Genomic DNA, 23613 nt, shown 5'->3' on the forward strand with positions numbered 1-23613 from the left:
CGGTCAGTGCAGCTCTTCGAAGGGATCGTCGGCGGCGAGGTCCTCGGTCCAGCCGAAGGTCTCCCAGCTCTGCGCCATGTGCTCGGGCAGCGGCGCGGTGATGGTCATCACCTTCTTGGTGACCGGGTGCAGGAAGGTCATCGAGCGCGCGTGCAGGTGCAGCTTCTTCGAGATGATGCCGCCAAGCTGCGCGCCCCAGCCATCGCCGAGGTTCTCCTGCCCCGAGCCGCCGTACTTGCCGTCGCCGATGATCGGGTGGCCGATCTCGGCCATGTGCGCGCGCAGCTGGTGGGTGCGGCCGGTGACCGGCTCCATCGCCACCCAGCTCGCGCGCCCGGCAACGCGGTAGAGCGTGGCGTAGAGCGTGTGGGCGCGCTTGGCGCCCGGGGTGCTGTCGATGTCGCGCGGGTGGACGGCGCGCATCTTCTCGCCCTCGCCCGAGGCACCGTGGCCGCCCGCCTTGACCAGCCCGTACTTGATCTCGCCGAGGTAGGGCGTCGGCACGCCGGCGACCAGGCCCCAGTAGATCTTGCGGGTTTCCTTGTGGCGGATCGCGGCGGTGAGCTGCGCTGCCATCTCGCGGGTGCGGGCCAGCAGCAGCACGCCCGAGGTGTCCTTGTCGAGCCGGTGCACGAGCCGCGGCTTCTCCTCGTAGCCGAACATCAGCGCCTCGGAGAGCCCGTCGACGTGGCGGGTCTGCTTGGAGCCGCCCTGTGTCGGCATGCCCGGCGGCTTGTTCAGGGCGATGATGTGATCGTCCTTCCACAGCACGCAGGACTGCATCAGCTTGGTGTCGGCGTCCGAGACCTTGGACTTCGGCTGCGCCGCGAGCCGGGCCATCTCCTCGGGCTCGGGCAACGGCGGGATGCGGATCTGGTTGCCGACCTCGACGCGGGTCGAGGCCTTTGCGCGGCCGCCGTCGACGCGGATCTCGCCCTTGCGGCACATCTTCTCGATGCGGCCCTGCGGGACGTGCGGGAAATGCCGCTTCATCCAGCGGTCGAGACGCTGGTCGCCGTCGCCCGGCCCCACGGTGACTGTCTGAACGCGGCTCATGCGAAGAAACTCCGAGTGACCGACAGGCCCGCGAAGAGCGCCGCCAGCGAGACGGCCACCGAGACCGCCACATAGAGGCCCGCCTGCGCGACGTCGCCGCGCTCGTAGAGCGTCGCGAAGTCGAGCGAGAAGGCCGAGAAGGTGGTGAAGCCGCCCAGCACGCCGGTCATCAGGAACGGCGCGAGCCGGTTGCCCGAGGTGTTGGCGAGGATGACCACGAGGGCGCCCATGGCAAAGGAGCCGACGATGTTCACCGTCAGCGTCCCCCAGGGGAATCCCTTTCCGAGCAGCCGCGACATGGCGAGGCCGGTCAGATAGCGCCCGCTGGCGCCAAGCGCTCCGCCGAGCGCGACTTGTAAAACCGTGAGGATCATTTGCGGGACATGTGCGAGAGGGGGCGGATTGTCAAGATTTTCGGGGGTTCGGAGCCAAGGCGGGGGCGCAAGGCTGCCATGACCGGCGGTCAGGAGAGGTGCCGGCGGCGGTCCGGGGGCGCTGCCCCCGCCGCGGCTGCGCCGCGACTCCCCCGGGATATTTGCCCCATGTGGAAGCTCAGGCGTTCCGCTCGCGGCGCAGCTTCGCGAAATAGTCGAGACGCTTCTTCAGTTCGCGCTCGAAGCCGCGCTCTACCGGAACGTAGTAGCTGTCGCGGCCGATCTCCTCGGGGAAGTAGTCCTGCCCCGAAAAGCCGTCCTCGGCGTCGTGGTCGTAGGCGTAGCCGCTGCCGTAGCCCTGCTCCTTCATCAGCCGGGTCGGCGCGTTGAGGATGTGCTTGGGCGGGCGCAGCGAGCCGGTCTTCTTCGCCGCCGCCCGCGCCGCCTTGTAGGCGAGGTAGGTGGCGTTCGATTTCGGCGCGAGCGCGAGGTAGACCAGCGCCTGCGCCAGCGCCAGCTCGCCCTCGGGCGAGCCGAGCCGCTCGTAGGTCTGCCAGGCCTGCAGGCAGAGCGCCTGCGCCTGCGGATCGGCGAGGCCGATGTCCTCGACCGACATGCGGGTGATGCGGCGGGCGAGGAAACGCGGGTCCTCCCCGGCCTCGAGCATCCGGGCGAACCAGTAGAGCGCCGCGTCCGGATCCGAGCCCCGCACCGATTTGTGCAGCGCCGAGATGAGGTTGTAGTGCCCGTCGCCGGACTTGTCGTATTGCGCGGCGCGGCGCATGAGCCGGGTCGAGAGCGCGTCGGTAGAGAGCGGGGCCTCGACGGTCCAGGCCATGATCTGCTCGATCAGGTTCAGCAGCGCCCTCCCGTCGCCGTCGGCCATCTCGAGCAACGCCGCGCGGGCGGCCTCATCGAGCGGCAGGGCGCGGCCCAGCTCCTGCTCGGCGCGCTGCACGAGGCGCTCGAGATCGTCCGGGGAGAGGCGCTCCAGCACCAGCACCTGCGCGCGCGAGAGCAGCGCGGCGTTCAGCTCGAAGCTGGGGTTCTCCGTGGTGGCGCCGACGAGGAGGATCGTGCCGTCCTCCATGTGCGGCAGGAACCCGTCCTGCTGCGCCTTGTTGAAGCGGTGGATCTCGTCGACGAAGAGCAGCGTGCCCCGGCCGTTGCGGTGCCGGAGCTTCGCCGCCTCGAAGACCTTCCGCAGCTCCGGCACGCCGGTGAAGATGGCGCTGATCTGGACGAAATGGAGGTCCGTGGCATCCGCCAGCAGCCGCGCGATCGTGGTTTTGCCGACGCCGGGCGGGCCCCAAAAGACCAGGCTCGACAGCGCGCCCGAGGCGAGCATGACGCCAAGCGGCGCCTCGGGCCCGAGCAGCTGCTGCTGGCCGATCACCTCGCCGAGCGCCCTCGGGCGCAGCCGGTCCGCGAGCGGGCGCGGTCCGCTCCGCTCCGGCTCGGGGCCGCTGCCCGGGGTCTCGTCGAAGAGATCGGCCATGCGCGGGTCCGGCTCAGGCGCGGAAGCGCAGCGAGATGCGGCCGTTGCCGCGCTGCGCGTCGATCTGGATGCGCGGCGCGGCGCCCTTCAACAGCCCGTCCACGTCGCCCGGCAGCTCGATGCCATGGCCGTTCACCGCGCGCAGCAGGTCGCCGCGCTGCAGCCCGATCCGCGCGCCCCAGGGGCCGGGATCGACCACCACCACGCCCTCGCCGCCGGCGAGCGGCAGGCCGAGTTCGGTCTGCACCGCCGGGTTGAGCCGCGCCAGCGTGAGGCCCGGCAGCACCGCGCGCTCGTCCAGCGTGACGCGCTGCTGCGGCGGATCGTCGGGGGCGGCGATCATCTCGACTTTCGCCTCGGCCTGCTGGCCGTCATGCAGGTAGGTGATCTCTGCCTCGTGGCCGAGCCCGGTGACCGACATCCGGTAGAGCATCTCGGCCGGGGTGTTCACCCCCTGCCCGTCCACCGCGAGCACCACGTCGCCGACATCGAGACCTGCCGCGGCGAAGGGGCTCGCCTCGTGCATCTGCGAGACCAGCACCCCGCCGGGCAGCCCCATGCCGAGGCTTTCCGAGAGATCCGCATCGACGCTCTGCCCGGTCATCCCGGCCCAGGGCCGCTCGAAGGAGGTCTTGCCCGCCTCGGCCTGCTCGACGAACTGCTTCACCAGCGCCGAGGGGATGGCGAAGCCGATGCCGTTGGAGCCGCCCGAGCGGGTGAGGATCGAGGTGTTCACCCCGATGAGCTGGCCCTTCACGTCGATCAGCGCGCCGCCGGAGTTGCCCGGGTTGATCGGCGCGTCGGTCTGGATGAAGTAGCCGCGGGCGTTGCCTGTGGCGGTGCCCGACCGGGCGAGGCCCGAGACGATGCCCGAGCTGACGGTCTGGCCGACGCCGAAGGGGTTGCCGATGGCCAGGGCGAGCTCGCCGACCTCGACCGTGTCGCTGTCGCGCAGCGGCAGGAAGGGCATGTCCTTGGCGCCCTCGAGCTTGAGGATGGCGAGGTCCGCCTCCTCGTCCGCCAGCAGCACCTCGGCGTCGTACTCGGCGCCGTTGTTGAGCACGACGCGGATGTCGGTGGCCTGGCCGACCACGTGGTAATTCGAGACGACGATGCCGTCAGACGACAGGATCACCCCCGAGCCGAGCGAGTTCTGCACCCTTGGGCGGCCGCGGAAGTCGCTGAAGAGATTGCCGAAAAGCGGGTCGCCCGCGAACGGGCTGCGCTCTTCGACGACGCGGCTGGCGTAGATGTTGACCACGGCCGGGGTCGCCTGCTTGACCAGCGGCACGAAGGAAAGAGAAATCTCCGTCTGGCTCTGCGGCACCTGCGTCTCGGCAAGGGCCGGGGCTGCGGTGACGGCGAGGGCAAGTGCGGGAACGATCAGGATGTTTCGGAGCATTGTGCGGTCCTCCAGTACCTTTGGATATGTCGGGGCAAGGGCGCGATTGCAAGTCACGCCCCGGTGCGCATTCCGTGCGCTTTTCGTGCACGCCCCATGCACATCGCGCCGCCCCCTGCCGCCGCGGAGGCTGGAAAAGCGCCGCGGGCCGTGCCAGAAGCCGCCGCGTCAGACATTGGAGTGCCTCTCATGCAGATCGTCTCGCTCATCGCCCGTCCCGGAACGCTCGACACCGCGCTGGTGGAAAGCCTGCGCAACGCCTGGGGCGGCGGTCCGGTCACCGTGCTCTCGGACGGCGAGGCGGCGGAGTTCCCGGTCGCGGCGGTGCCCGGCAACTTCGAGGAGGTGCGCGCCTCGCTGGCCGCGCAGGCCGACCTCAACGTGCTGCCCGCCGCGGGCCGGCGCAAGAAGATGCTGCTGGCCGACATGGACAGCACGATGATCCAGCAGGAATGCATCGACGAGCTGGCCGAGGAGGCGGGCGTCGGCGCGCATGTGAAGGCGATCACCGCCCGCGCGATGAACGGCGAGCTCGATTTCGAGGGCGCGCTGACCGAGCGCGTGGCGCTGCTGAAGGGCCTGCCCGAGAGCGTCATCGGCAAGGTGCTCGACACCCGCATCACGCTGATGCCGGGCGGGCTGGAACTGGTCGCGACGATGAAGGCGAACGGCGCCTACGCGGCGCTGGTCTCGGGCGGATTCACCGCCTTCACCTCGAGGATCGCCGAGACCATCGGCTTCGACGAGAACCGCGCCAACACGCTGCTGGTCGAGGACGGGGCGCTGACCGGCGTGCCGGCGCAGCCGATCCTCGGGCGCGAGGCCAAGGTGCAGGCGCTGGAGGAGATCACCGCGCGGCTCGAGATCACCGAGGCCGACGTGCTGGCGGTGGGCGACGGCGCGAACGATCTCGGCATGCTGGGCCGCGCGGGCTTCGGCGTGGCGCTGCACGCGAAACCCTCGGTGCAGGCCGAGTGCGACCTGCGGGTAAACCTCGGCGATCTGACGGCGCTGCTGTTCCTGCAGGGCTACGCGCGCGAGGACTTCGCGGTCTGAGGACCGGGGACCGGGGGCCCTGCCCCCGGCGGAAGTCGGGCCCGGAAGAAGGGCCCCGGAAAGGGACCGCGGCGCGGTCCCTTTGCCGTTCGGGGGGTCAGGAGGCGAAGAGCGTGTCGCGGGGGCGGATCTCGCCGGTCACCAGCCCGTCGAAGTTGCGCAGCTCGGGGTTGAGGAAGCGGTGCACGTCGGGATGCGCCGGGTCGGCGACGCCGAGCCGCACCAGCAGCGAGGCCATGACGCATTCCGCCGCGCGGGTCGCGCCGTCGATGATCTTCACCGCCACGCCGAGACCGCGCTGCGGCAGGATGGCGACGAAATAGCCCTCGGCCCCGGTCTTGATCGCGATCGGCTCGAGCGCGGCGCGCATCAGCAGGGTGCAGGCGCGGCCCTCGCCGGCCACGAGGTCGGGATAGGCATACATCGCGTCAACCAGCTCGGCGCCGGCGCGGCTCAGCGAATCGAAGCGCCGGTGGGCGCTGGCGAACCAGGCCATGGCGCGGGCCATGCCGTGCATCGTGGTGGCAAGGTTCGGCGCCGAGCAGCCGTCGATGCCGTAGCAGGGGCTGACCTCGCCGGTCACCTGCTCGAAGGCGTCGCGCACCGCCACCTGCACCGGGTGCTCGGGCAGCACGTAGTCGGGCCCGGCGCCGAGGTACTGGCTCAGCGTCAGGAACCCGGCGTGCTTGCCCGAGCAGTTGTTGTGCACGCGGCAGGGGCTCTTGCCCTCGCGGATCATCTGCAGCTTCAGCGCCTCGTCGCGGCTCGGCTGCGGGCCGCAGCGCAGGTCGTCGTCGGAAAGCTCGAGATCGGCCAGCCAGGCCTCGACCGCGGCCACGTGCAGCGGTGCGCCCTGGTGCGAGGCGCAGGCCAGCGCGAGCTGCGGCGGGGTCAGGTGCCAGGCCTCGGCGGCGCCCGAGGCGACCAGCGGCAGGGCCTGGATCATCTTCGACGAGGAGCGCGGGTAGACCAGCGCCTGCGGGTCGCCCCAGGCCTCGACGATGCCGCCCGAGGCGTCGCAGATCACTGCGTGCCCGAGGTGCAGGCTCTCGACGAGCGGGCCGCGGCGGACCTCGACCATGGGCACGGCGGCGGTGACGGGGTCTTGGCGGGCCTGTAGCATTCGGGACGTCCTCACAAACGAGCGATATTCTGCCATCGGGGCTTTCTCGCCCCGCGGGTTTCGGTCTATTGTCTCGCCGTCGAGCACGAATGGTCGCGCCGGTCAAGAGACCGACAGAGGTCCTGGACAAGCCTGTCAGAGGACAGGGGCGCGGACAGGCAACAAGAAGCAAGCACGTCTGGAGGCTGCAGGTATGAAGTCAATTCTCGGTGGGGTTCTGGGCGCAACGCTCGCGCTCAGCGCGAGCGTCGGTGTCGCGCAGGAGGAAAGCACCAACCGGGTGAACGCGATCACCGACTGGTCGGTCTTCGAGGGCCAGAGCCCGCGCGAATGCTGGGCGGTGACCACCTACAAGGAAAGCGTGAACACCAAGGATGGTCGCGTGGTGTCGGTGAAACGCGGCGACATCCTGCTGATGGTCTTCTACCGTCCGGAGGCCGGCGTCACGGGCCAGGTCGCCTTCACCGGCGGCTATCCCTTCGCGGGCGGCTCCACGGTGGGTGTCGAGGTCTCGGGCGAGAAGTTCGACCTCTACACCGAGGGCGAATGGGCCTGGCCGGCAACGCCGCAGGACGACGCCAAGATCATCGCCGCCCTCAAGCGCGGCTCCGAGGCGGTGCTGAGCGCCGGGTCGGCGCGCGGCACGATGACCAAGGACACCTTCTCGCTGCTGGGCTTCACCGCCGCGGTGGAAGACGCCGAGAAGCGCTGCAAGGGCTGAGGATGCGCCGGGCCGCGCGCGCCTTGCGCGGCGGCCCAGTCCCTCCCCCCGCCCCCGGCCCGATGCGGCGTTCCGGCGCAGCCGGGCCCGCGGCGGGTTGAAATTTCCGGGGCCGTCCACAGATCGGTTCCGAGACCGGACCTCAGAGGGGAACGCGCCTGCGCGTTCCCTTTGTCTTTTCCAGGCGAATCCTGTAAGGAGATGCCTTCTTTTTCCGAGGATGACGTGATGACTGCCAGCGCGCCGATCACCCAGGACGTGGTGACGATCCCCCGCAAGCTGCCGGAAAGCGGCAAGGTGAACCTGGTCGGGCTCACCCGTGACGCCCTGCGCGCCGCGCTGATCGAGGCCGGAACCCCCGAGAAGCAGGCGAAGATGCGCGTCGGCCAGATCTGGCAGTGGGTCTATCACTGGGGCGTGCGCGACTTCGGCGCGATGACCAACCTCGCCAAGGACTACCGCGCGCTGCTCGACGCGACCTTCACGATCGATCTGCCCGAGATCGTCTCGAAGCAGGTCTCGGCGGATGGCACGCGCAAGTACCTCGTGCGCATCGCCGGCGGCCACGAGGTCGAGGTGGTCTACATCCCCGAGGAAGACCGCGGCACGCTCTGCATTTCCTCGCAGGTGGGCTGCACGCTGACCTGCTCGTTCTGCCACACCGGCACGCAGAAGCTGGTGCGCAACCTGACCGCGGGCGAGATCATCGGTCAGGTCATGCTGGCGCGCGACGACCTCGGCGAATGGCCCGAACCCGGCACCGGTACCGGCGAGAGCGGGCCGCGCCTGCTGTCGAACATCGTGCTGATGGGCATGGGCGAGCCGCTCTACAACTTCGACAACGTGCGCGACGCGATGAAGATCGCCATGGACGGCGAGGGCATCGCCCTGTCGCGCCGCCGCATCACGCTGTCGACCTCGGGCGTGGTGCCGGAGATCGCCAAGTGCGCCGAGGAGATCGGCTGCCTGCTGGCGGTCAGCTTCCACGCCACCACCGACGAGACCCGCAACACGCTGGTGCCGATCAACAAGCGCTGGAACATCGAGACGCTGCTGACCGCGCTGCGCGAATACCCGCGCCTGTCGAACTCCGAGCGCATCACTTTCGAATACGTGATGCTCAAGGACGTGAACGACAGCGACGCCGACGCGCGCCGGCTGGTCAAGCTGATCCAGGGCATTCCCGCCAAGATCAACCTCATCCCGTTCAACGAATGGCCCGGCGCGCCCTACCAGCGTTCGGACTGGGAGCGGATCGAGCGGTTCGCCGACATCGTCTACAAGGCCGGCTACGCCTCGCCGATCCGCACCCCGCGCGGCGAGGACATCATGGCCGCCTGCGGCCAGCTGAAATCGGCCACCGAGCGGGCCCGCAAGTCGCGCCGCGAGATCGAGGCCGAGACCGGGCTCGGCGGCGCCGCTTGACTTACCTGATTTAAACAATCAGGATTACCTCACCCAGCCAGTCCCGTCTCCGGGACAGCCCGGATCGACGGCCCTTCGCGGGCGACTGGCTGGGAGAGGTTCCATGCGACATGAACGGTTCGACCGGGTGGATCTGCGCCCCGCGGAGGCGCGGGTGGTGCGGCTGCTGCGGCTGTGGCGCGACAATGACGAGGCCACCGCGCAGCTTGAACTGCGCGACGCGCTCGGCTTCACCCGTGCCCGCGCCTGCCTGCGCGCCTTCGGCGATCTGGCCGGGCTGCTGACCCGGCATGGCTGGCACGGGCCGCTGATCCTGCCCCTCGATGCACAGAGCATCTCGGACGACGAGCGCGCCATCGCCCGCTTCGTGCTGACCGCCACCGAGCAGGACCGCGAGCTGGCGCTCGCCGAGGCGACGATGCTGGTGACTCCCGTGCATCTCCTCACGCTGGTGAATGTCGCCGAGCGGGTCGGCCTGCCGCTGCTTTGCGAGGAGTGCCGCGCGCGGCTGCATTGCCCGCTGAACTGAGGCCCCTGCGACGGATCGCGCCCGCGTCCCGAGACCCTCTTGACCTTCCAGTGACTGGAACCCTTATCTAGGGCACCGACCAGCATTGGAAGGAGTCGCGACATGGCCGATGGAGACCTGCGCTTCGAGGTGACGAAGATGACCTGCGGCGGCTGCGCCGGCCGCGCGCAGAGGGCGCTTGCGGGGGTCGAGGGCGTGACCGAGGCCTCGGTGAACCTTGCGACGAAGATGGCCCATGTCGAGGGCAGCGCCGGGGTTCCCGCGCTGCGCGCCGCGCTCGACAAGGCGGGCTATCCCGCGCGCGAGAGCAGCCTGCGCCTTGGCATCGAGGGGATGAGCTGCGCCTCCTGCGCGGGCCGCGTCGAGCGCGCGCTGAGCGCCGTTCCGGGCGTGCTCTCGGCCAGCGTGAACCTCGCCAGCGAGACCGCCGAGGTGAAGCTTCTGGCGGGCTCCGCCGAAGCCCCGGCGCTCATTCGCGCGGTCGCGGGCGCGGGCTACAAGGCCAGCCTCGTCGGGGATGACAGCGCCGAGCACGAGGCCCGCAAGGAGGCCGAGCACGCCGCGCTGAAGCGCGACCTCACCGTTGCCGCCGTGCTGACCGCGCCGGTCTTCGTGCTGGAGATGGGCGGGCATTTCATTCCCGGCTTCCATCACCTGATCGCCGCCACCATCGGCATGACCGCCTCGTGGCTGATCCAGTTCGTGCTGGTGACCGCCGTGCTGGTCTGGCCCGGGCGGCGCTTCTACCGGATCGGATTGCCGCTGCTGGCGAAGGGCGCGCCGGACATGAACTCGCTGGTGGCGCTCGGCACGCTGGCGGCGTGGCTCTATTCCACCGTCGCGCTCTTCCTTCCGGGGCTGCTGCCCGAGGGCACGCGCGCGGTCTATTTCGAGGCGGCGGCGGTCATCGTCACGCTGATCCTGCTGGGGCGCTTCCTCGAGGCGCGGGCCAAGGGGCGCACCGGGGCGGCGATCAGGCGGCTGGTCGGGCTCAGGCCCTCGACCGCACGGGTCGAGCGCGAGGCCGGGATCATCGAGCTGCCGATCGCCGAGGTGGTGACCGGCGACGTGCTGCATGTCCGCCCCGGCGAGCGCATCGCCGTCGATGGCGAGGTGCTGACCGGGCGCTCCTACGTAGATGAGAGCATGATCACCGGCGAGCCGGTGCCGGTGGAGAAATCCGAAGGCGCAACGGTGGTCGGCGGCACGGTCAACGGCGCGGGCGCGCTCAGCTTCCGGGCCACGGCGGTCGGTGCCGACACGATGCTGGCGCGGATCATCGCGCTGGTCGAGGAGGCGCAGGGCGCCAAGCTGCCGATCCAGGCGCTGGCCGACAAGGTGGTGGTCTGGTTCGTGCCCGCGGTCATGGGTGTGGCCGCGCTGACCTTCCTTGCGTGGCTGGTCTTCGGCCCCTCCCCCGCGCTCACCTACGCGCTGGTCGCGGGCGTCTCGGTGCTGATCGTCGCCTGCCCCTGCGCCATGGGGCTTGCCACGCCGACCTCGATCATGGTCGGCACCGGGCGGGCCGCCGAGCTGGGCGTGCTCTTCCGCAAGGGCGACGCGCTGCAGCGGCTCGAGAGCGTCAGGGTGGTGGGCTTCGACAAGACCGGCACGCTGACCGAGGGGCGGCCCGAGCTGGTGCGCACCGCCGTCGCGCCGGGTTTTGACCAAGGCGAGGTGCTGCGCCTTGCGGCGAGCGCCGAGCAGAGCTCGGAACACCCGATCGCGCGGGCGCTGGAGCGCGCCGCCGAGGGAGCGCTGGTGCAGGCGGAGGCGGTGGAGGCGATTGCCGGGCACGGGCTGCGGGCCACGGTCGAGGGGCGCTCGGTGCTGGTCGGGGCCGCCCGGCTGATGGCGCGCGAGGGGATCGACCTCGGCCCGCTTGCCGCCGCGCATGACGAGATCGCCGGTGCCGGGCAGACGCCGGTGCTGGTTGCCATTGATGGGCAGATCGCCGGGGCGCTGGCCGTGGCCGACAGGGTCAAGCCGGGTGCCAAGGCGGCGATCGCCAGGCTGCACGACATGGGACTGAAGACCGCGATGATCACCGGCGACACGCGCGCCACGGCAATGGCCATCGCCGCCGAGCTCGGCATCGACCATGTCGAGGCCGAGGTGCTGCCCGAGGGCAAGCGCGACGCGGTGCGGGCGCTGCGCGCGGCGCATGGCGCGGTGGGCTTCGTCGGCGACGGCATCAACGACGCCCCGGCGCTGGCCGAGGCCGAGGTCGGCCTTGCCATGGGCACCGGCACCGACGTCGCCATCGAGAGCGCCGACGTGGTGCTCGTGTCGGGCGAAACCCGGGGCGTGGTCGAGGCGGTGCATCTCAGCCGCGCGGTGCTGCGCAACATCCGGCAGAACCTCTTCTGGGCCTTCGGCTACAACGTCGCGCTGATCCCGGTGGCGGCGGGGGTATTCTACCCGGCCTTCGGCACGCTGCTCTCGCCCATGCTCGCGGCGGGGGCGATGGCGCTGTCTTCGGTCTTTGTCCTAAGCAACGCGCTGCGGCTGCGGCGGCTTGCCCCGGCCATGGCGCCCGGGCGCGGCGCCCGCCCGGCCCACACACCCCAGACTCAGGAGGCAAAGGCATGAACATCGGAGACGTTGCAGAACGCGCCGGGCTGCCGCCCAAGACCATCCGCTATTACGAGGACATCGGGCTGGTGACCCCGCACCGGGGTGCCAACGGCTACCGCGCCTTCACCGAGCGGGACGCGCACAAGCTGGCCTTCCTCGCCCGGGCGCGGACGCTGGGCTTCACCATCGAGGACTGCCGCGCGCTGCTCGCGCTCTACGAGGACGAGAGCCGGGCCAGCGCCGAGGTGAAGCACATCGCCGAGGAGCACCTTGCGCAGATCGACGAGAAGCTCGCCCAGTTGCAGCAGATGCGCGACACGCTCGCCCACCTTGTGCATGCCTGCCACGGCGACGACCGGCCCAACTGCCCGATCCTCAGCGACCTCGCAAGGCAGCCGGGCTGAACCTCAGGCCTGAAGCTCGAGCTCGAGCAGCGCCTTGCGCGTCGCCTGCCAGACCGGCAGCACCGCGTCGAGGCTGTCGGCGGGAAGCGGCGCACCCGCGCGCGCCTTCTCTTCCTGGTGGCGCAGCGCGCCGTGCAGCGCCCGCGCGCCGAACACCGCCGCCGATCCGGCGATCCGGTGCACCTTTTCCGCGTAGCGCACCGGGTCGATGCCGTCGCCCAGTTCCTCGGCAAGGCCGGTGAGGCCGGTCTCGGTCTCGGCAAGGAAACGGTCGCGGAGCGACACGAAGAGCTCGGGCCCCAGCGATTCCGCCGCCGCGCCGAGGGCCACGTCGTCCAGCACCTCGGCCGGGGTCTCTGCCTGCGGCTCGGCGGGCGCGGGGCCTGCCTCGGGGGCCGGGGTTCGCGCCGGCGCGATGCCCGAGATCATCTCGGCCAGCGCGCGCCAGGTGATCGGCTTGGTCAGCGTGGAACTCATCCCGGCCTCGCGGAACCGCGCCACGTCGGCGGGCAGCGCGTGGGCGGTCAGCGCGACGATCGGCGTCGCGTCGTTGCGCCCGCCGCCGGCGCGCATCCGCCGCGTCGTCTCGACCCCGTCGAGCCCGGGCATCGAGATGTCCATGAGGATGATGTCGAAACTCTCGGCGGCGGCCTGGCGCAGGCCCTCGGCGCCGTCATGCGCCTCGGAGACGCTGTGCCCCATCTTGCGCAGCATGGCCGTGGCCACGAGGCGGTTCACCGGGTTGTCCTCGACCACGAGGATGCGCGAGGGCTGCATCTCGGGCACGCCCGGCGCCGGCTGCGGCTCGACCGCCTTGCGCGGGGCGCGCTCGGCCGGCAGCGAGACCTGGAACCGCGTCCCCTGCCCCACCCTGCTCTGCACCGCGACCTCGCCGCCCATGGCCTGCACCAGCCCCCGCACGATGCCGAGCCCGAGCCCGGTGCCCTCGGCGGCACGCATGTAGGAGGAATCGAGCGTGACGAAATCCTCGAAGATGCGCTCGTGCTGGTCCTCGGCGATGCCGATGCCGTTGTCCACGACCTCGAATTCCAGGTTTCCCGACTTCGACAGGCCGAGAAGCGACAGCTGGATCTCGCCGTTCTCGGTGAACTTGATGGCGTTGCCGACGAGGTTGACCAGCACCTGCCGCAGCCGCGCGCGGTCGCCCATCAGCAGCGGAACCCCGGCCTCGGGGATGCGGACCTGCAGCATGTTGCCGCGCGCCGCGGCGGTCGGGCGCAGCACGTCGACCACCTCGCGCACGAGGTCCACGGGGTTGTAGGGCGCGCGGGCGAAGCTGAAATGCCCGGTCTCGAGCCGCGAATGGTCGAGCACGTCGTTCACGTGCTGCAGCAGCACGTCGCCGGCGCGGCGCAGGATCTGGACGTATTCGCGCTGGTCGCGGCCGAGCTCGGTCTCGGTCAGCAGCTCCAGCGCGCCGATCATGCCGTTGAGCGGCGTGCGCATCTCGTGGCTCATGATGGCGATGAACCGCGCCTTGGCCTGCTCGCCTTCGACGGCGCGGTCGCGCGCCTCGACCAGTTCCTCCTCGGCGCTGATGTCGCGGGTGATGTCGCGGAAGTAGATCGCCCGCAGCACGTCGCCCTCGTGCTCGGTCTCGGTAACCGAGAGTTCCATCGGGTAGCGCGTGCCGTCGGCGCGCATCCCCTGGCAGCGCACGCGGCCGCGCCCGGCGTGCCGCGCGAGGCCGGGATCCCCCGCCTCCTCGGTATCGGGCGGGAACAGCAGCTCCGAGGCGCGGCGCCCGCGCACCAGCCGGCCCTCGTGGCCGGAGATGCAGCTTGCCGCGCCGTTGAACTGCAGGATGATGCCGCTGCGGTCGGTGACCACGATGCCGTCGAGCGCGGTCGAGACCACGGCCTCGAGCCGGTGATTGGCCCGGGCGCGGCGCTGCGCCTGGTCGCGGGCGAGGTGCATCAGCTGCCAGAGCGCCACCACGCCGAGCGCCAGCGCCAGCACCAGAATCAGCGCCATGCCCGACAGGCGGACGAGCGAGTTCATCACCTTGCGCCGCTGCGTGTCCGAGGCCGCCGAGAAGGCGCGCACGCCCGAGAGCGAGACCTCGCGCACCGCCAGCCGCACGTCCAGCGCCTGCGCGCGCAGGGCCGGCAGGGCGGCGATCAGCGCCTCGTCGGGCGCGTCGATGTATTGCACGCTGTCGTTCAGGAAATCCGCGATCGTGGTCATCGGACCGCGCGCGCGCTGCGTGTTCACGATATCGGCGTAGAGACCGCCGCGCGACACGGTCTGGTAGCGGCTGAAGAAAATGTCGAAGGTCAGGCGCAATTCCCGGGGATCGACAAAGCCGGCGGGCCGCTCGAGCTCGCTTTGCAGGCGGGCGAATTCCACCTCCATCTGGGCGAGCGACCATTGGCCGTTGTCGGAATTGGCGGTCGCGAGACCCTGGATCTGCCGCGCCGCGTCCACGGTCAGCAGGACCAGCGCCGCGAGGCAGAGCACGATGAAGGGCGCGCTCAGCGCCGCCCAGCGTTTGCGCGTCGGAAGGCTGCTGCTGCCCTCGTCGGAGAGGTCGGTCGCGCTCACGGCCCGACGACGATGCGGTTGAGCTGCCAGATGCTGCGCGCGAAGATGATCTCGCTGCGGTACTCGGGATGCTCGTCATAGGGATAGACGATCCACAGCGGCCCCTTGTCGCGCACGCTCATCAGCGAGCCGTTGCGCGCCCAGGCGATGATCGGCCCGCCCTCCGCCGCGTCCTCGACAGGGATGTCGGCCGAGTATTCGTTGATCGCGACAGCGGTCAGCGTGCCCCCGGTCACCTCGAGCGCGGTCACGAGGTCATGCAGCGACACGCCGGTGAAGCGCTGCGGCCCCTCGGTCCAGATCGTGGTGGTCGTGAAGGTCGTGGTTCCGAGCGCCTCGAGCATGTGCAGGTCGAAGGCCGCGCCCTCGGGCTGGTTCTTCACCGGGACGTTGCCGCTGACCGTCAGCAGCACCTGGCCCTGCGGTTCTCCCAGGGGCATTGCAATCGCCGGAAGAGCGGGAAAAAGGATCGACACGCAGAAAACGACCCAACGGAACATAACCCTCAACCTCCTTGCGAACCTTATTACCGGTCAATATCATACGGCCCTGTTACCCAAGCGCAAAGAACTACCACATTGCGAGTGCCTGAAACAGTTGGTGAAACCTTCCGGTAATACTTTTGCGCCAGAAATCGCTTGCTGCATAGGTCGTGCCAGGAGGACATATGCGTATTCTGGTCGCTGATGACCATGATCTCGTCCGAGAGACGATTGCAGCCTTCCTCCGCTCGGAAGGTATTGACGAGGTTGATACCGCGGCAACGCTGGACGAAGCCATCGCACTTGTCGAACGCGGCGTCTCCTTCGACCTGATTCTGCTCGATTACAACATGCCCGGCATGTCCGGCCTCTCCGGTCTCGACCGGATGCGCGAGACCTGCGCGGGCGTGCCCGTGGCGCTGCTCTCGGGCACCGCCACCGCCGAGATCGCGCAGGCCGCGATCCGCTCGGGGGCCGCCGGCTTCATTCCCAAGACGCTGCCGTCGAAGACCATCATCAGCGCCGCGCAGGTCATGGCCGCGGGCGAGATCTTCGCGCCCTACAGCTTCATGACGCAGGTCCCCGACGGCAAGGCCGCCGAGCTCACCCCGCGCGAGCGCGAGGTGCTGCGCGGTCTCTGCGAGGGCAAGTCGAACAAGGAGATCGCGCGCGACCTCGACCTGCAGGAAGTGACGATCAAGCTCCACGTGAAGACGCTGAGCCGCAAGCTCGAGGCGCGCAACCGCACCCACGCGGCGATGATCGCCAAGGAACTGAACCTGGCTTGAGTCCGGGACTGACGCGGGCCTGACCCTGAACCCGGCGCTGGAAACGGGGCTGCGCTAGATCCAGCGCAGCCGCCGCAGGATCATCAGCTGCAGCGCCACCACGACCAGCAGCCCGCCGCAGAACACCCAGAAGGCGACCGGCTCGCTCGCCCCGGGCATGCCCGCGACGTTGATCCCGAAGAGCCCGGTGAGGAAGCCCAGCGGCAGGAACAGCGCCGAGAGCACCGAAAGCATGTACATGTTGCGGTTCAGCCGGTCCGAAAGCTGTCCGGCCAGCTCGTCGCGCACCAGCGCCATGCGCTCGCGCATCGCGTCGGCGTCCTCGACCACCCGCTCGAGCGCGTCGAGCTCTTCCTCCTGCTGGCGCATGTCATCCTGCCCCAGCCAGTCCGGGTGGTTGACCTGCAGCGCGCGCAGCGCGTCGCGCTGCGGCAGAAGGTAGCGGCGCAGGATGATCGCGCGGCGGCGCAGCTCGACCAGCTGCTGTCGCAGGGCGTCATGGCCCGCTTCCAGCACATCCTCCTCGATCTGGTCGGCCTCGTCGTCGATGCCGGCCCAGAACTGCTCGATGCGGTAGGTCAGGCGCTCGACGAGCATCGACAGGAACCCCGCGCAGGTCCGCGGCCCGCCGCCGAGCTCCAGCGACTGCGCGATGTCCTCGACCGCGCGCACCTTGCGCCGCGACAGGCTGACGATGCGCTGCGGGTCGATCCAGAGCCTGATCGACACCATGTCCTCGGGGTCGGCCCCCTCCATCGTGTTGATCCCGCGCAGGATGACGATCAGCCCGTCGCCGATGCGGGTGATGCGCGGCCGGGTCTCCTCGGCCACCAGCGCGTCGATGATCGTCGGGTCGAGATAGGACAGGTTCTCGACGATCCAGCGCGGCGCGTCCGGGTGCGAGGCGCGCAGGTGGACCCAGCCCAGCGTCTCGCTGCGCAGCACCTCCGGCGCGGTCGCCGGGACGAGTCGCGCGCAGGCATCGGGCCCGGAGAGGACGTATCCGGCTTCGATCAGGTCTTCGGGGTGTGTGACGAGCTCCTGCATGGCGAAAAGGTACATCGCCGCCGGCAAAGGGCAAGTCCCTCCGTTGCAGGGGAAATATGCCCTGAATTCAAGGACTCCGCGACCTACGCCCGGGGCCCCTCCCGGCCTGTTCAAAAACGCACAGGGGCTGGTTATTTTTTGGAAACCCTGCCGTTTTCCAAGTCAGGATCACGGATTTACGACAGTTGAAACTGAACCGTGCGGTTCATTTACTCAGGAAATCGAAGGGTTTTCCGCGCATGGGAATTCCCCTGCTCACTTTCAAGCCCACGATTTCGCGAGCGCCCGTGAGCTATCCGGTGATTTGATAAATCCCTCTGCAAGAACGATTTATCTGCTGTCCCCAACGGAAACGGGACGCGGCGACGCCTGACGCCACCGCAGTCAAACGCCAAAAATAGGAACGTCGTTATGAAAACCCTTATCGCATCCGCCCTCGTTGCAACCGCAGCCTTGACAGGCGTGGCCTCCGCCGCGACCCAGACCTCCGTTCCCGCACAGAACGAGATCCGCGAGCTGATCCCGAACGCCGACCTGTCGGGCCTGACCCCGGCCGAGATCGTCTCGATCGACCAGGCCATGGACCGCGTCGACGGCCTCGCGCAGAAGATCGGCACCGGCCAGGCGCTGATCCAGTCGCTGCGGTGATCGACCGACGCGCCCTCCGGCGCGCCCCCGGATCGACCCCCGGAAATACGCCCGTGGCAGGCCGCCGGCACTGAGCCGCCCGCCACGGGACGGGGCGCACAGCCCCTCCCCGCGCGACAGCGCACCTCCCCAATGGCATCGCAGAATGCCGACCGAAAAAGTTACGGAAGGATTACCCAATGAAGACTCTCATCGCATCCGCCCTCGTCGCAACCGCCGCGCTGACCGGTGTTGCCTCCGCCGCTCCCTCGACCGCAGAGAACGCCGCGCGCATCATCCAGGCCTCGCTGCCGGACGCCGACCTCTCGGGCCTGAGCACGCAGCAGATCGTCGCCGTGGCGCAGACGCTGCAGAACACCGACGGCGGCGCCGCCAAGAAGGCCGGCGTGACCGAGGCGCTGATCAACTCGCTGAACTGATCCGCACGGGCCGCAGGGCCCCTGCCGAAGCTGCAAGAGGCCGACCCGATCCCGGGCCGGCCTTTATTTCTGCCCGCAGCGCCGACGACCGCAGGCAGGCGCGGGCGCGAATGCGAAGCGCACATGGAAAAGGGGCCGCCCGATGGGCGCCCCCTTTCCTGTCTGTCGGATCACCGGCCCCGCGGGGCCGGATCACGCGATGATCACTCGAGGATTTTCGAGACGACGCCCGAACCGACGGTGCGGCCGCCTTCGCGGATTGCGAAGCGCAGACCGTCTTCCATGGCGATCGGTGCGATCAGTTCCACGGTGAACTTCAGGTTGTCGCCGGGCATGACCATCTCGGTGCCCTCGGGGAGGGTCACGGTGCCGGTCACGTCGGTGGTGCGGAAGTAGAACTGCGGACGGTAGTTCGCGAAGAACGGCGTGTGACGGCCGCCTTCTTCCTTGGTCAGGATGTAGACCTCGCACTCGAACTTGGTGTGCGGCTTCACCGAACCCGGCTTGCAGAGAACCTGGCCACGCTCCACGCCTTCACGGTCGATGCCGCGCAGCAGGGCGCCGATGTTGTCGCCTGCCTCACCGCGGTCGAGCAGCTTGCGGAACATTTCCACGCCGGTGCAGGTGGTCTTCTTGGTGTCGCGGATGCCGACGATCTCGAGTTCGTCGCCGACGTTCACAACGCCACGCTCCACACGGCCGGTCACCACGGTGCCGCGGCCCGAGATCGAGAACACGTCTTCGATCGGCATCAGGAACGGCTGGTCCACGGCACGTGCCGGCTGCGGGATGTACTCGTCCACGGCCGCCATCAGTTCGCGGATCTTGGCTTCGCCGATTTCCGGCTGGGTGCCGTTCATCGCGTGCAGGGCCGAGCCGGCGATCACGGGGATGTCGTCGCCCGGGAAGTCGTAGGCCGACAGCAGTTCGCGGATTTCCATCTCGACGAGCTCGAGCAGCTCTTCGTCGTCGACCTGGTCAACCTTGTTCATGAACACGACCATGGCGGGGATGCCCACCTGGCGGCCCAGAAGGATGTGCTCGCGGGTCTGCGGCATGGGGCCGTCAGCTGCGTTCACAACCAGGATCGCGCCGTCCATCTGCGCCGCGCCGGTGATCATGTTCTTCACGTAGTCGGCGTGGCCGGGGCAGTCGACGTGCGCGTAGTGGCGTGCGTCGGTCTCGTATTCCACGTGCGCGGTCGAGATCGTGATGCCGCGGGCTTTCTCTTCCGGCGCGCCGTCGATCTGGTCGTACGCCTTGAAGTCACCGAAGTACTTGGTGATCGCTGCGGTCAGCGTGGTCTTGCCGTGGTCGACGTGACCGATCGTGCCGATGTTGCAGTGCGGCTTGCCGCGCTCAAACTTTTCCTTTGCCATCTTTCCAGACGTCTCACCTCTAGGGGGTCGACTGCGACCCGGTTTCGCATCGCGGGCCGTTTATTGGGTCGGGAGCAGAAAATCAAGCGCCCGTTGAGATCTGCGCCCCGGAAGGCGCGCTTATTCGGTCACGGTTTCGCGCGCCGGGGCCCCGGCCGCCGCTGCCGCGGCGGCATTTCCGCCCGCCGCGTCCCCTGCCGCGGCCAGCCGCGCCTCGGCCGCCGCTTGCGCCTCCTCGCCGCCGAACCAGCCCTTCTCGCGCAATTCGCGGCGCATCCAGAGCTCGATCTGCAGCGCCGCGTTGGCCGAGAGGTTGCGCATCTGCTCCTCGCGCGACTGGGTCAGACCCGAGCCCGCGACGGTCTCGGCGGTGACCGCCTCCATCACGGTGATCTGCTCGGGCTCGGCGTTGAGCTTCGCCTGCGCCGCGTCGTCCCAGAGCGTGACCCGCAGCACCAGCGCCGATTTCGGGCTGAACACCAGCGGCACGCCGGGCTGGGCCAGCACGTAGCCCTCGACCGAGGCGCCGATGTGGTAGTACTTGCCGCCGGTCTGCCGGTCGAACCGCTCCTCGATCGCCGCATCGACGGCCTCCGTCCATTCCTCGGCGCTGGCCTCGCGCGAGAGCGGGCCTTTCGTGAGGTTGGGGGCCACGACCTCGGAGAAGCCGAGCTTGAAATCGCCGATCGGCTCGGCGGGCTTCCGGAGGTTGGCGAGCCCGTTCTCGCAGGCGGAGAGGCTCAGGATGGCGGTCAGGGCGGCGGGCAGGGCGACGGCTAGGCGGAACATCTTCGAACTCTCTCCCGGGGCGTGACTGGTCCCGAGCCATAGCGCCGCGGCGGGGCCGGAGGCAATCGCGCGGCTTTGCCGACGCACGCCGAGCGCCTATCTTCAGGGGGGAGGTGTGACATGAACGAGACGACTTTCCCGCCTGCGCGGCAAACCGAGCGCCTGCCCGTGCGCGCGCCGCTGGTCACCGAGCCGCTGGGGATCCTCGCCAGCCTGCGCGCCGCGCGGCGCAACCTGCTCGAGATCATCCCAGAGCTCGCCACGCGCGTGCCCATGGTCTCGGGCCGCACCGGGGCGCGCTGGCACATGCTGATGGAGCCGGGGGCAATCCGCGAGGTGCTGCTCGAACGGGTCGATGACTACCCGAAGTCCATGGTCACCAAGAACATGCTGCGCCCGGCGATCGGCGAGTCGCTCTTCGTCGCCGAGGGGGCGCACTGGCGCTGGCAGCGGCGCGCCGCGGCCCCGGCCTTCTCGGCGCGCAACGTCGGCAACCTTGCCCCGGTCATGGCCGGGGCCGCGCGGCGCGCCGCCGGGCGGATCGAGGCGCAGGCCGGCCGCGCGGTCGATCTCTACGACGAGATGGTGACCACCACCTTCGACGTGATCTCCGACGTGACCTTCTCGGGCGGCGAGGCCTTTGCCCGCGGCGCGGTGCACCGCGCGCTCGACGTCTACATCGCCGAGGCCGGGCGGGTGTCGCTCTTCGACGTGCTGGGCCTGCCGGACTGGGTGCCGCGCCCGGGGCGGATGCGCAGCGGCGGGCTCAACGAGATGAAGGCGGTGGCCGATGCCGCCGTGGCAGAGCGCGCCCGGCGCGGCCCGCGCGAGGTGCCGGACCTGCTCGACCTGCTGCTCGCCGGCGAGGACCCCGAGACGCTGCGCCGGATGAACCCGGGCGAGCTGCGCGACAACCTGCTGACCTTCATCGTCGCCGGACACGAGACCACGGCGCTGACCCTCGCCTGGGCGCTCTACCTGCTGGCCTTCGACCCCGAGGCGCAGGAGCGCGCCAGGGCCGAGCTGTTCTCGGTGCTGCCCGGCGGCGAGATCGGCGCCGCGGAGGTGGCGGCGCTGCCCTACCTGCGCCGGGTGGTGGAGGAGACGCTGCGGCTCTACCCGCCTGCCGGGATCGTCTCGCGCACGGCGCTGAGGCCGGACGAGCTCTGCGGGCGCGAGATCCGCGCCGGCGACACGGTGATGATCCCGATCTACGCGCTGCACCGCAGCCACAGGCTCTGGGACGCGCCCGACGCCTTCCGGCCGGACCGCTTCGTCGAAAGGCCGCAACGCTACAGCTACATTCCCTTCGGCGACGGGCCCCGCATCTGCATCGGCGCCGCCTTCGCGATGCAGGAGGCGCTGATCGTGCTGGCGACGCTGCTGCGGCGCTTCCGCTTCACCCCGGTGACGGGGCGCGACCCGAAGCCGGTGATGATCATCAGCCTGCGCCCCGAGGGCGGGGTCTGGCTGGAGGCGGACCCGCTCTGACCGGGGCGCGGCGCGCGTGGCGCGGGCGGGATCGGCGGGCTGCCGCACCGTGGCGGGGCGCCGGTTGCGGCGCCCTCTTCCGGGCCTTACGTCCGGTGCGCGCCCGGCACCCAGAGCACGTCGGCCCGGCCGCCGTCATTGGCCATGCGCGCCGCGCAGAAGAACCAGTCGCTGAGCCGGTTGAGGTACTTCACCGCGTGGATGTTCACCTCCTCCGACGCCGCCAGCTCGACCGCGCGGCGCTCGGCGCGGCGCGCCACGGTGCGGCACTGGTGCAGGAAGGCCGAGGCGGGCGAGCCGCCGGGCAGCACGAAGCTGCGCAGCGGCTCGAGCTGCGCGGTCATCCCGTCCATCTCGGCCTCGAGTCGCTCGACCTGCGCCTGCGTGACGCGCAGGACCGGGTAGCCGGCCTCGGCGTCGCGGGCCATGTCGGGGCGGCCGAGGTCGGAGCCGAGGTCGAAGAGATCGTTCTGGATCCGCGCCAGCGCCGCGTCGAGATCGCCCTCGGCGTGCAGCCGCGCGAGGCCGACCACCGAATTGAGCTCGTCCACCGTGCCGTAGCTCTCGACCCGCGCGCAGTACTTGGGCACGCGGGTGCCGTCGACCAGCGCGGTGTCGCCCTTGTCGCCGGTGCGGGTGTAGATCTTGTTCAGCACGATCATCGTCAGCTTCTCCGGACGAGGACGAACACGAGGATCAGCACCACCGCGACGAATTGCGCGATGATGCGCCAGCGCATCGCCTTGTTGGCGTATTTCTTGTTGAACTCCCCGCCCTTGGCAAAGGAGCCGATGCCGAAGAGCAGGATGCCGACAACCGCCAGCATCACCACGGCCACGACCAGAAACAGCGGATCCTTCTGCATTGTGCAGCCTCCCTATCCTCGATGACCCCACATAGCCGCTTCGCCGGCAAAAGCGAAGGACGCGCGGCTGCGACCTTGGCGCGCGCTCAGCGCGAGCGGGCGATCAGCAGGTCGAGGAGCCGGGTCGGCAGCAGCCGGCGCAGCGTGCCCATGATATGCGTCGCGGTGGTCACGTAGTAGCGCGGTGCGGGACGCTCGCTTTCCAGCGCGCGGATCAGCTTTTCGGTGACCGCGGAGCCCGGCAGCTCGAAGGTGTCGGGCTTGCCGCCCGAGGGGGCATAGAGCCGCTTCAAAAGCGAGCCCTCGTATTGCGCGCGGCGCGGGCTCGCCTGCCAGTCCACCCAGCGTTCGAAATGCGGGACGGAATTGGCGCGGATGCGCGAGGTGATCGGGCCGGGCTCGAGCAGGATCACCCGGATCGGCGTGTCCGACATCTCGATGCGCAGAACGTCGGTCAGCCCCTCGAGCGCGTGCTTGGTCGAGACATAGGCGCCGCGCCAGGGCATCGGCACGATGCCGAGCACCGAGGAGCAGTTGATGATCCGCCCGTGACCCTGCGCACGCATCACCGGGATCACCTTGCGGGTGAGCGTGTGCCAGCCGAAGAGGTTGACCTCGAAGATCTCGCGCAGCGCATCGGTCGGCAGGTCCTCGAGCGCCCCGGGCACCGCGTGGGCGCCGTTGTTGTAGAGCGCGTCGAGCCGGCCGCCGGTCGCCGCCAGCACCTCCGCGAGGGCCGCGTCCATCGAGGACTCGTCGGTGTAGTCGAGGCGCGGGCTCTCGAAGCCGAGAAGCCGCATGCGGGCGCAGTCCTCCTCCTTGCGGCAGCTGGCGAAGACGCGCCAGCCGCGGGCGCGCAACCCGCGCGCCGCCGCCTCGCCGATGCCCGAGGAGCAACCGGTGATGAGGATGGATCGTTCGGAAGTTTTCGCCGAAGTCTCGGCTGTGCCCTGCGCCATCGTGCCTGCCCTGCCC

23 protein-coding genes are annotated in these 23613 nt (G+C 69.8%); 10 read left to right on the plus strand and 13 right to left on the minus strand.

Annotated elements, in window-relative coordinates:
- Positions 1-3: 3 nt before the first annotated feature.
- The 4 genes from PVT71_RS04110 to PVT71_RS04125 form a co-directional block, all read right to left on the minus strand.
- Positions 4-1056, minus strand: coding sequence for an RluA family pseudouridine synthase (locus PVT71_RS04110; RefSeq protein ID WP_353473227.1), 1053 nt, complete (start codon positions 1054-1056; stop codon positions 4-6).
- Positions 1053-1430 (minus strand): fluoride efflux transporter CrcB, encoded by a 378-nt coding sequence (gene crcB, locus PVT71_RS04115; RefSeq protein ID WP_353473228.1) that lies wholly within the window; start codon positions 1428-1430, stop codon positions 1053-1055. The genes PVT71_RS04110 and crcB overlap by 4 nt, the downstream gene beginning before the upstream one ends.
- Positions 1431-1608: 178 nt before the next feature.
- Positions 1609-2928: a replication-associated recombination protein A gene (locus tag PVT71_RS04120; protein ID WP_353473229.1), complete on the minus strand. Its 1320-nt coding sequence runs from the start codon at positions 2926-2928 to the stop codon at positions 1609-1611.
- Positions 2929-2941: 13 nt separating this feature from the next.
- Positions 2942-4330, minus strand: a complete 1389-nt coding sequence (locus PVT71_RS04125) for a trypsin-like peptidase domain-containing protein (RefSeq protein WP_353473230.1) — start codon at positions 4328-4330, stop codon at positions 2942-2944.
- Between the two features lie 189 nt (positions 4331-4519).
- Between PVT71_RS04125 and serB the strand changes: the two genes are divergently transcribed.
- The gene (serB, locus tag PVT71_RS04130) at positions 4520-5386 is read left to right on the plus strand and encodes a phosphoserine phosphatase SerB (protein WP_353473231.1); all 867 of its coding nucleotides are present in this window, start codon (positions 4520-4522) and stop codon (positions 5384-5386) included.
- Positions 5387-5483: 97 nt separating this feature from the next.
- Here the strand turns inward: serB and PVT71_RS04135 are convergent, their stop codons facing one another.
- Positions 5484-6509 (minus strand): asparaginase, encoded by a 1026-nt coding sequence (locus PVT71_RS04135; RefSeq protein ID WP_353473232.1) that lies wholly within the window; start codon positions 6507-6509, stop codon positions 5484-5486.
- Positions 6510-6702: 193 nt separating this feature from the next.
- On the opposite strand from PVT71_RS04135, the gene PVT71_RS04140 reads away from it, so the two are divergent.
- The 5 genes from PVT71_RS04140 (at position 6703) to cueR (ending at position 12165) form a co-directional block, all read left to right on the plus strand.
- Entirely contained in the window at positions 6703-7230 is a 528-nt protein-coding gene (locus PVT71_RS04140) for an invasion associated locus B family protein (protein ID WP_353473233.1), read from the plus strand.
- A gap of 228 nt (positions 7231-7458) precedes the next feature.
- On the plus strand, positions 7459-8655 hold the full coding sequence (gene rlmN, locus PVT71_RS04145) for a 23S rRNA (adenine(2503)-C(2))-methyltransferase RlmN (RefSeq protein WP_353473234.1): 1197 nt from the start codon (positions 7459-7461) through the stop codon (positions 8653-8655).
- Between the two features lie 103 nt (positions 8656-8758).
- Positions 8759-9184: a hypothetical protein gene (locus tag PVT71_RS04150; protein WP_353473235.1), complete on the plus strand. Its 426-nt coding sequence runs from the start codon at positions 8759-8761 to the stop codon at positions 9182-9184.
- 102 nt (positions 9185-9286) lie between these two features.
- Complete coding sequence (locus PVT71_RS04155; RefSeq protein WP_353473236.1) at positions 9287-11776, plus strand: heavy metal translocating P-type ATPase; 2490 nt, start codon at positions 9287-9289, stop codon at positions 11774-11776.
- Positions 11773-12165, plus strand: coding sequence for a Cu(I)-responsive transcriptional regulator (cueR, locus tag PVT71_RS04160; RefSeq protein ID WP_353473237.1), 393 nt, complete (start codon positions 11773-11775; stop codon positions 12163-12165). Before PVT71_RS04155 ends, cueR begins: the two co-directional genes overlap by 4 nt.
- Positions 12166-12168: 3 nt before the next feature.
- On the opposite strand, the gene PVT71_RS04165 is transcribed toward cueR, so the two are convergent.
- Together PVT71_RS04165 and PVT71_RS04170 are read right to left on the minus strand one after the other, a co-directional pair.
- Entirely contained in the window at positions 12169-14730 is a 2562-nt protein-coding gene (locus tag PVT71_RS04165; protein WP_353473238.1) for an ATP-binding protein, read from the minus strand.
- Entirely contained in the window at positions 14727-15170 is a 444-nt protein-coding gene (locus tag PVT71_RS04170) for an oxidoreductase (RefSeq protein WP_353473239.1), read from the minus strand. Before PVT71_RS04170 ends, PVT71_RS04165 begins: the two co-directional genes overlap by 4 nt.
- 227 nt (positions 15171-15397) lie before the next feature.
- On the opposite strand from PVT71_RS04170, the gene PVT71_RS04175 reads away from it, so the two are divergent.
- A complete protein-coding gene (locus PVT71_RS04175) occupies positions 15398-16000 on the plus strand; it encodes a response regulator transcription factor (protein ID WP_353473240.1) in 603 nt (200 codons plus the stop codon).
- Between the two features lie 54 nt (positions 16001-16054).
- Here the strand turns inward: PVT71_RS04175 and PVT71_RS04180 are convergent, their stop codons facing one another.
- Positions 16055-17062 (minus strand): zinc transporter ZntB, encoded by a 1008-nt coding sequence (locus PVT71_RS04180; protein WP_353473241.1) that lies wholly within the window; start codon positions 17060-17062, stop codon positions 16055-16057.
- Positions 17063-17458: 396 nt separating this feature from the next.
- Here PVT71_RS04180 and PVT71_RS04185 point away from each other — a divergent pair, with 396 nt between their 5' ends.
- Both PVT71_RS04185 and PVT71_RS04190 read left to right on the plus strand, forming a co-directional pair.
- Complete coding sequence (locus PVT71_RS04185; RefSeq protein WP_353473242.1) at positions 17459-17695, plus strand: hypothetical protein; 237 nt, start codon at positions 17459-17461, stop codon at positions 17693-17695.
- Between the two features lie 179 nt (positions 17696-17874).
- A complete protein-coding gene (locus tag PVT71_RS04190; protein ID WP_353473243.1) occupies positions 17875-18114 on the plus strand; it encodes a hypothetical protein in 240 nt (79 codons plus the stop codon).
- Between the two features lie 203 nt (positions 18115-18317).
- On the opposite strand, the gene tuf is transcribed toward PVT71_RS04190, so the two are convergent.
- Both tuf and PVT71_RS04200 read right to left on the minus strand, forming a co-directional pair.
- Positions 18318-19493: an elongation factor Tu gene (gene tuf, locus PVT71_RS04195; RefSeq protein WP_353473244.1), complete on the minus strand. Its 1176-nt coding sequence runs from the start codon at positions 19491-19493 to the stop codon at positions 18318-18320.
- Between the two features lie 120 nt (positions 19494-19613).
- Entirely contained in the window at positions 19614-20282 is a 669-nt protein-coding gene (locus tag PVT71_RS04200) for a hypothetical protein (RefSeq protein ID WP_353473245.1), read from the minus strand.
- A gap of 120 nt (positions 20283-20402) precedes the next feature.
- Here PVT71_RS04200 and PVT71_RS04205 point away from each other — a divergent pair, with 120 nt between their 5' ends.
- Positions 20403-21773 (plus strand): cytochrome P450, encoded by a 1371-nt coding sequence (locus PVT71_RS04205; protein ID WP_353473246.1) that lies wholly within the window; start codon positions 20403-20405, stop codon positions 21771-21773.
- 86 nt (positions 21774-21859) lie between these two features.
- Here PVT71_RS04205 and PVT71_RS04210 read toward each other — a convergent pair whose 3' ends face one another.
- The 3 genes from PVT71_RS04210 to PVT71_RS04220 all read right to left on the minus strand — a co-directional run bounded on the left by PVT71_RS04210 (position 21860) and on the right by PVT71_RS04220 (position 23597).
- On the minus strand, positions 21860-22435 hold the full coding sequence (locus tag PVT71_RS04210; protein WP_353473247.1) for a cob(I)yrinic acid a,c-diamide adenosyltransferase: 576 nt from the start codon (positions 22433-22435) through the stop codon (positions 21860-21862).
- A 2-nt stretch (positions 22436-22437) separates the two neighbouring features.
- On the minus strand, positions 22438-22638 hold the full coding sequence (locus tag PVT71_RS04215; protein ID WP_353473248.1) for a twin transmembrane helix small protein: 201 nt from the start codon (positions 22636-22638) through the stop codon (positions 22438-22440).
- An 86-nt stretch (positions 22639-22724) separates the two neighbouring features.
- Positions 22725-23597, minus strand: coding sequence for an SDR family NAD(P)-dependent oxidoreductase (locus tag PVT71_RS04220; RefSeq protein WP_353473249.1), 873 nt, complete (start codon positions 23595-23597; stop codon positions 22725-22727).
- Between the last annotated feature and the right edge of the window lie 16 nt (positions 23598-23613).

The sequence above is a fragment of the Salipiger sp. H15 genome (assembly GCF_040409955.1).
Lineage (GTDB): Bacteria > Pseudomonadota > Alphaproteobacteria > Rhodobacterales > Rhodobacteraceae > Salipiger.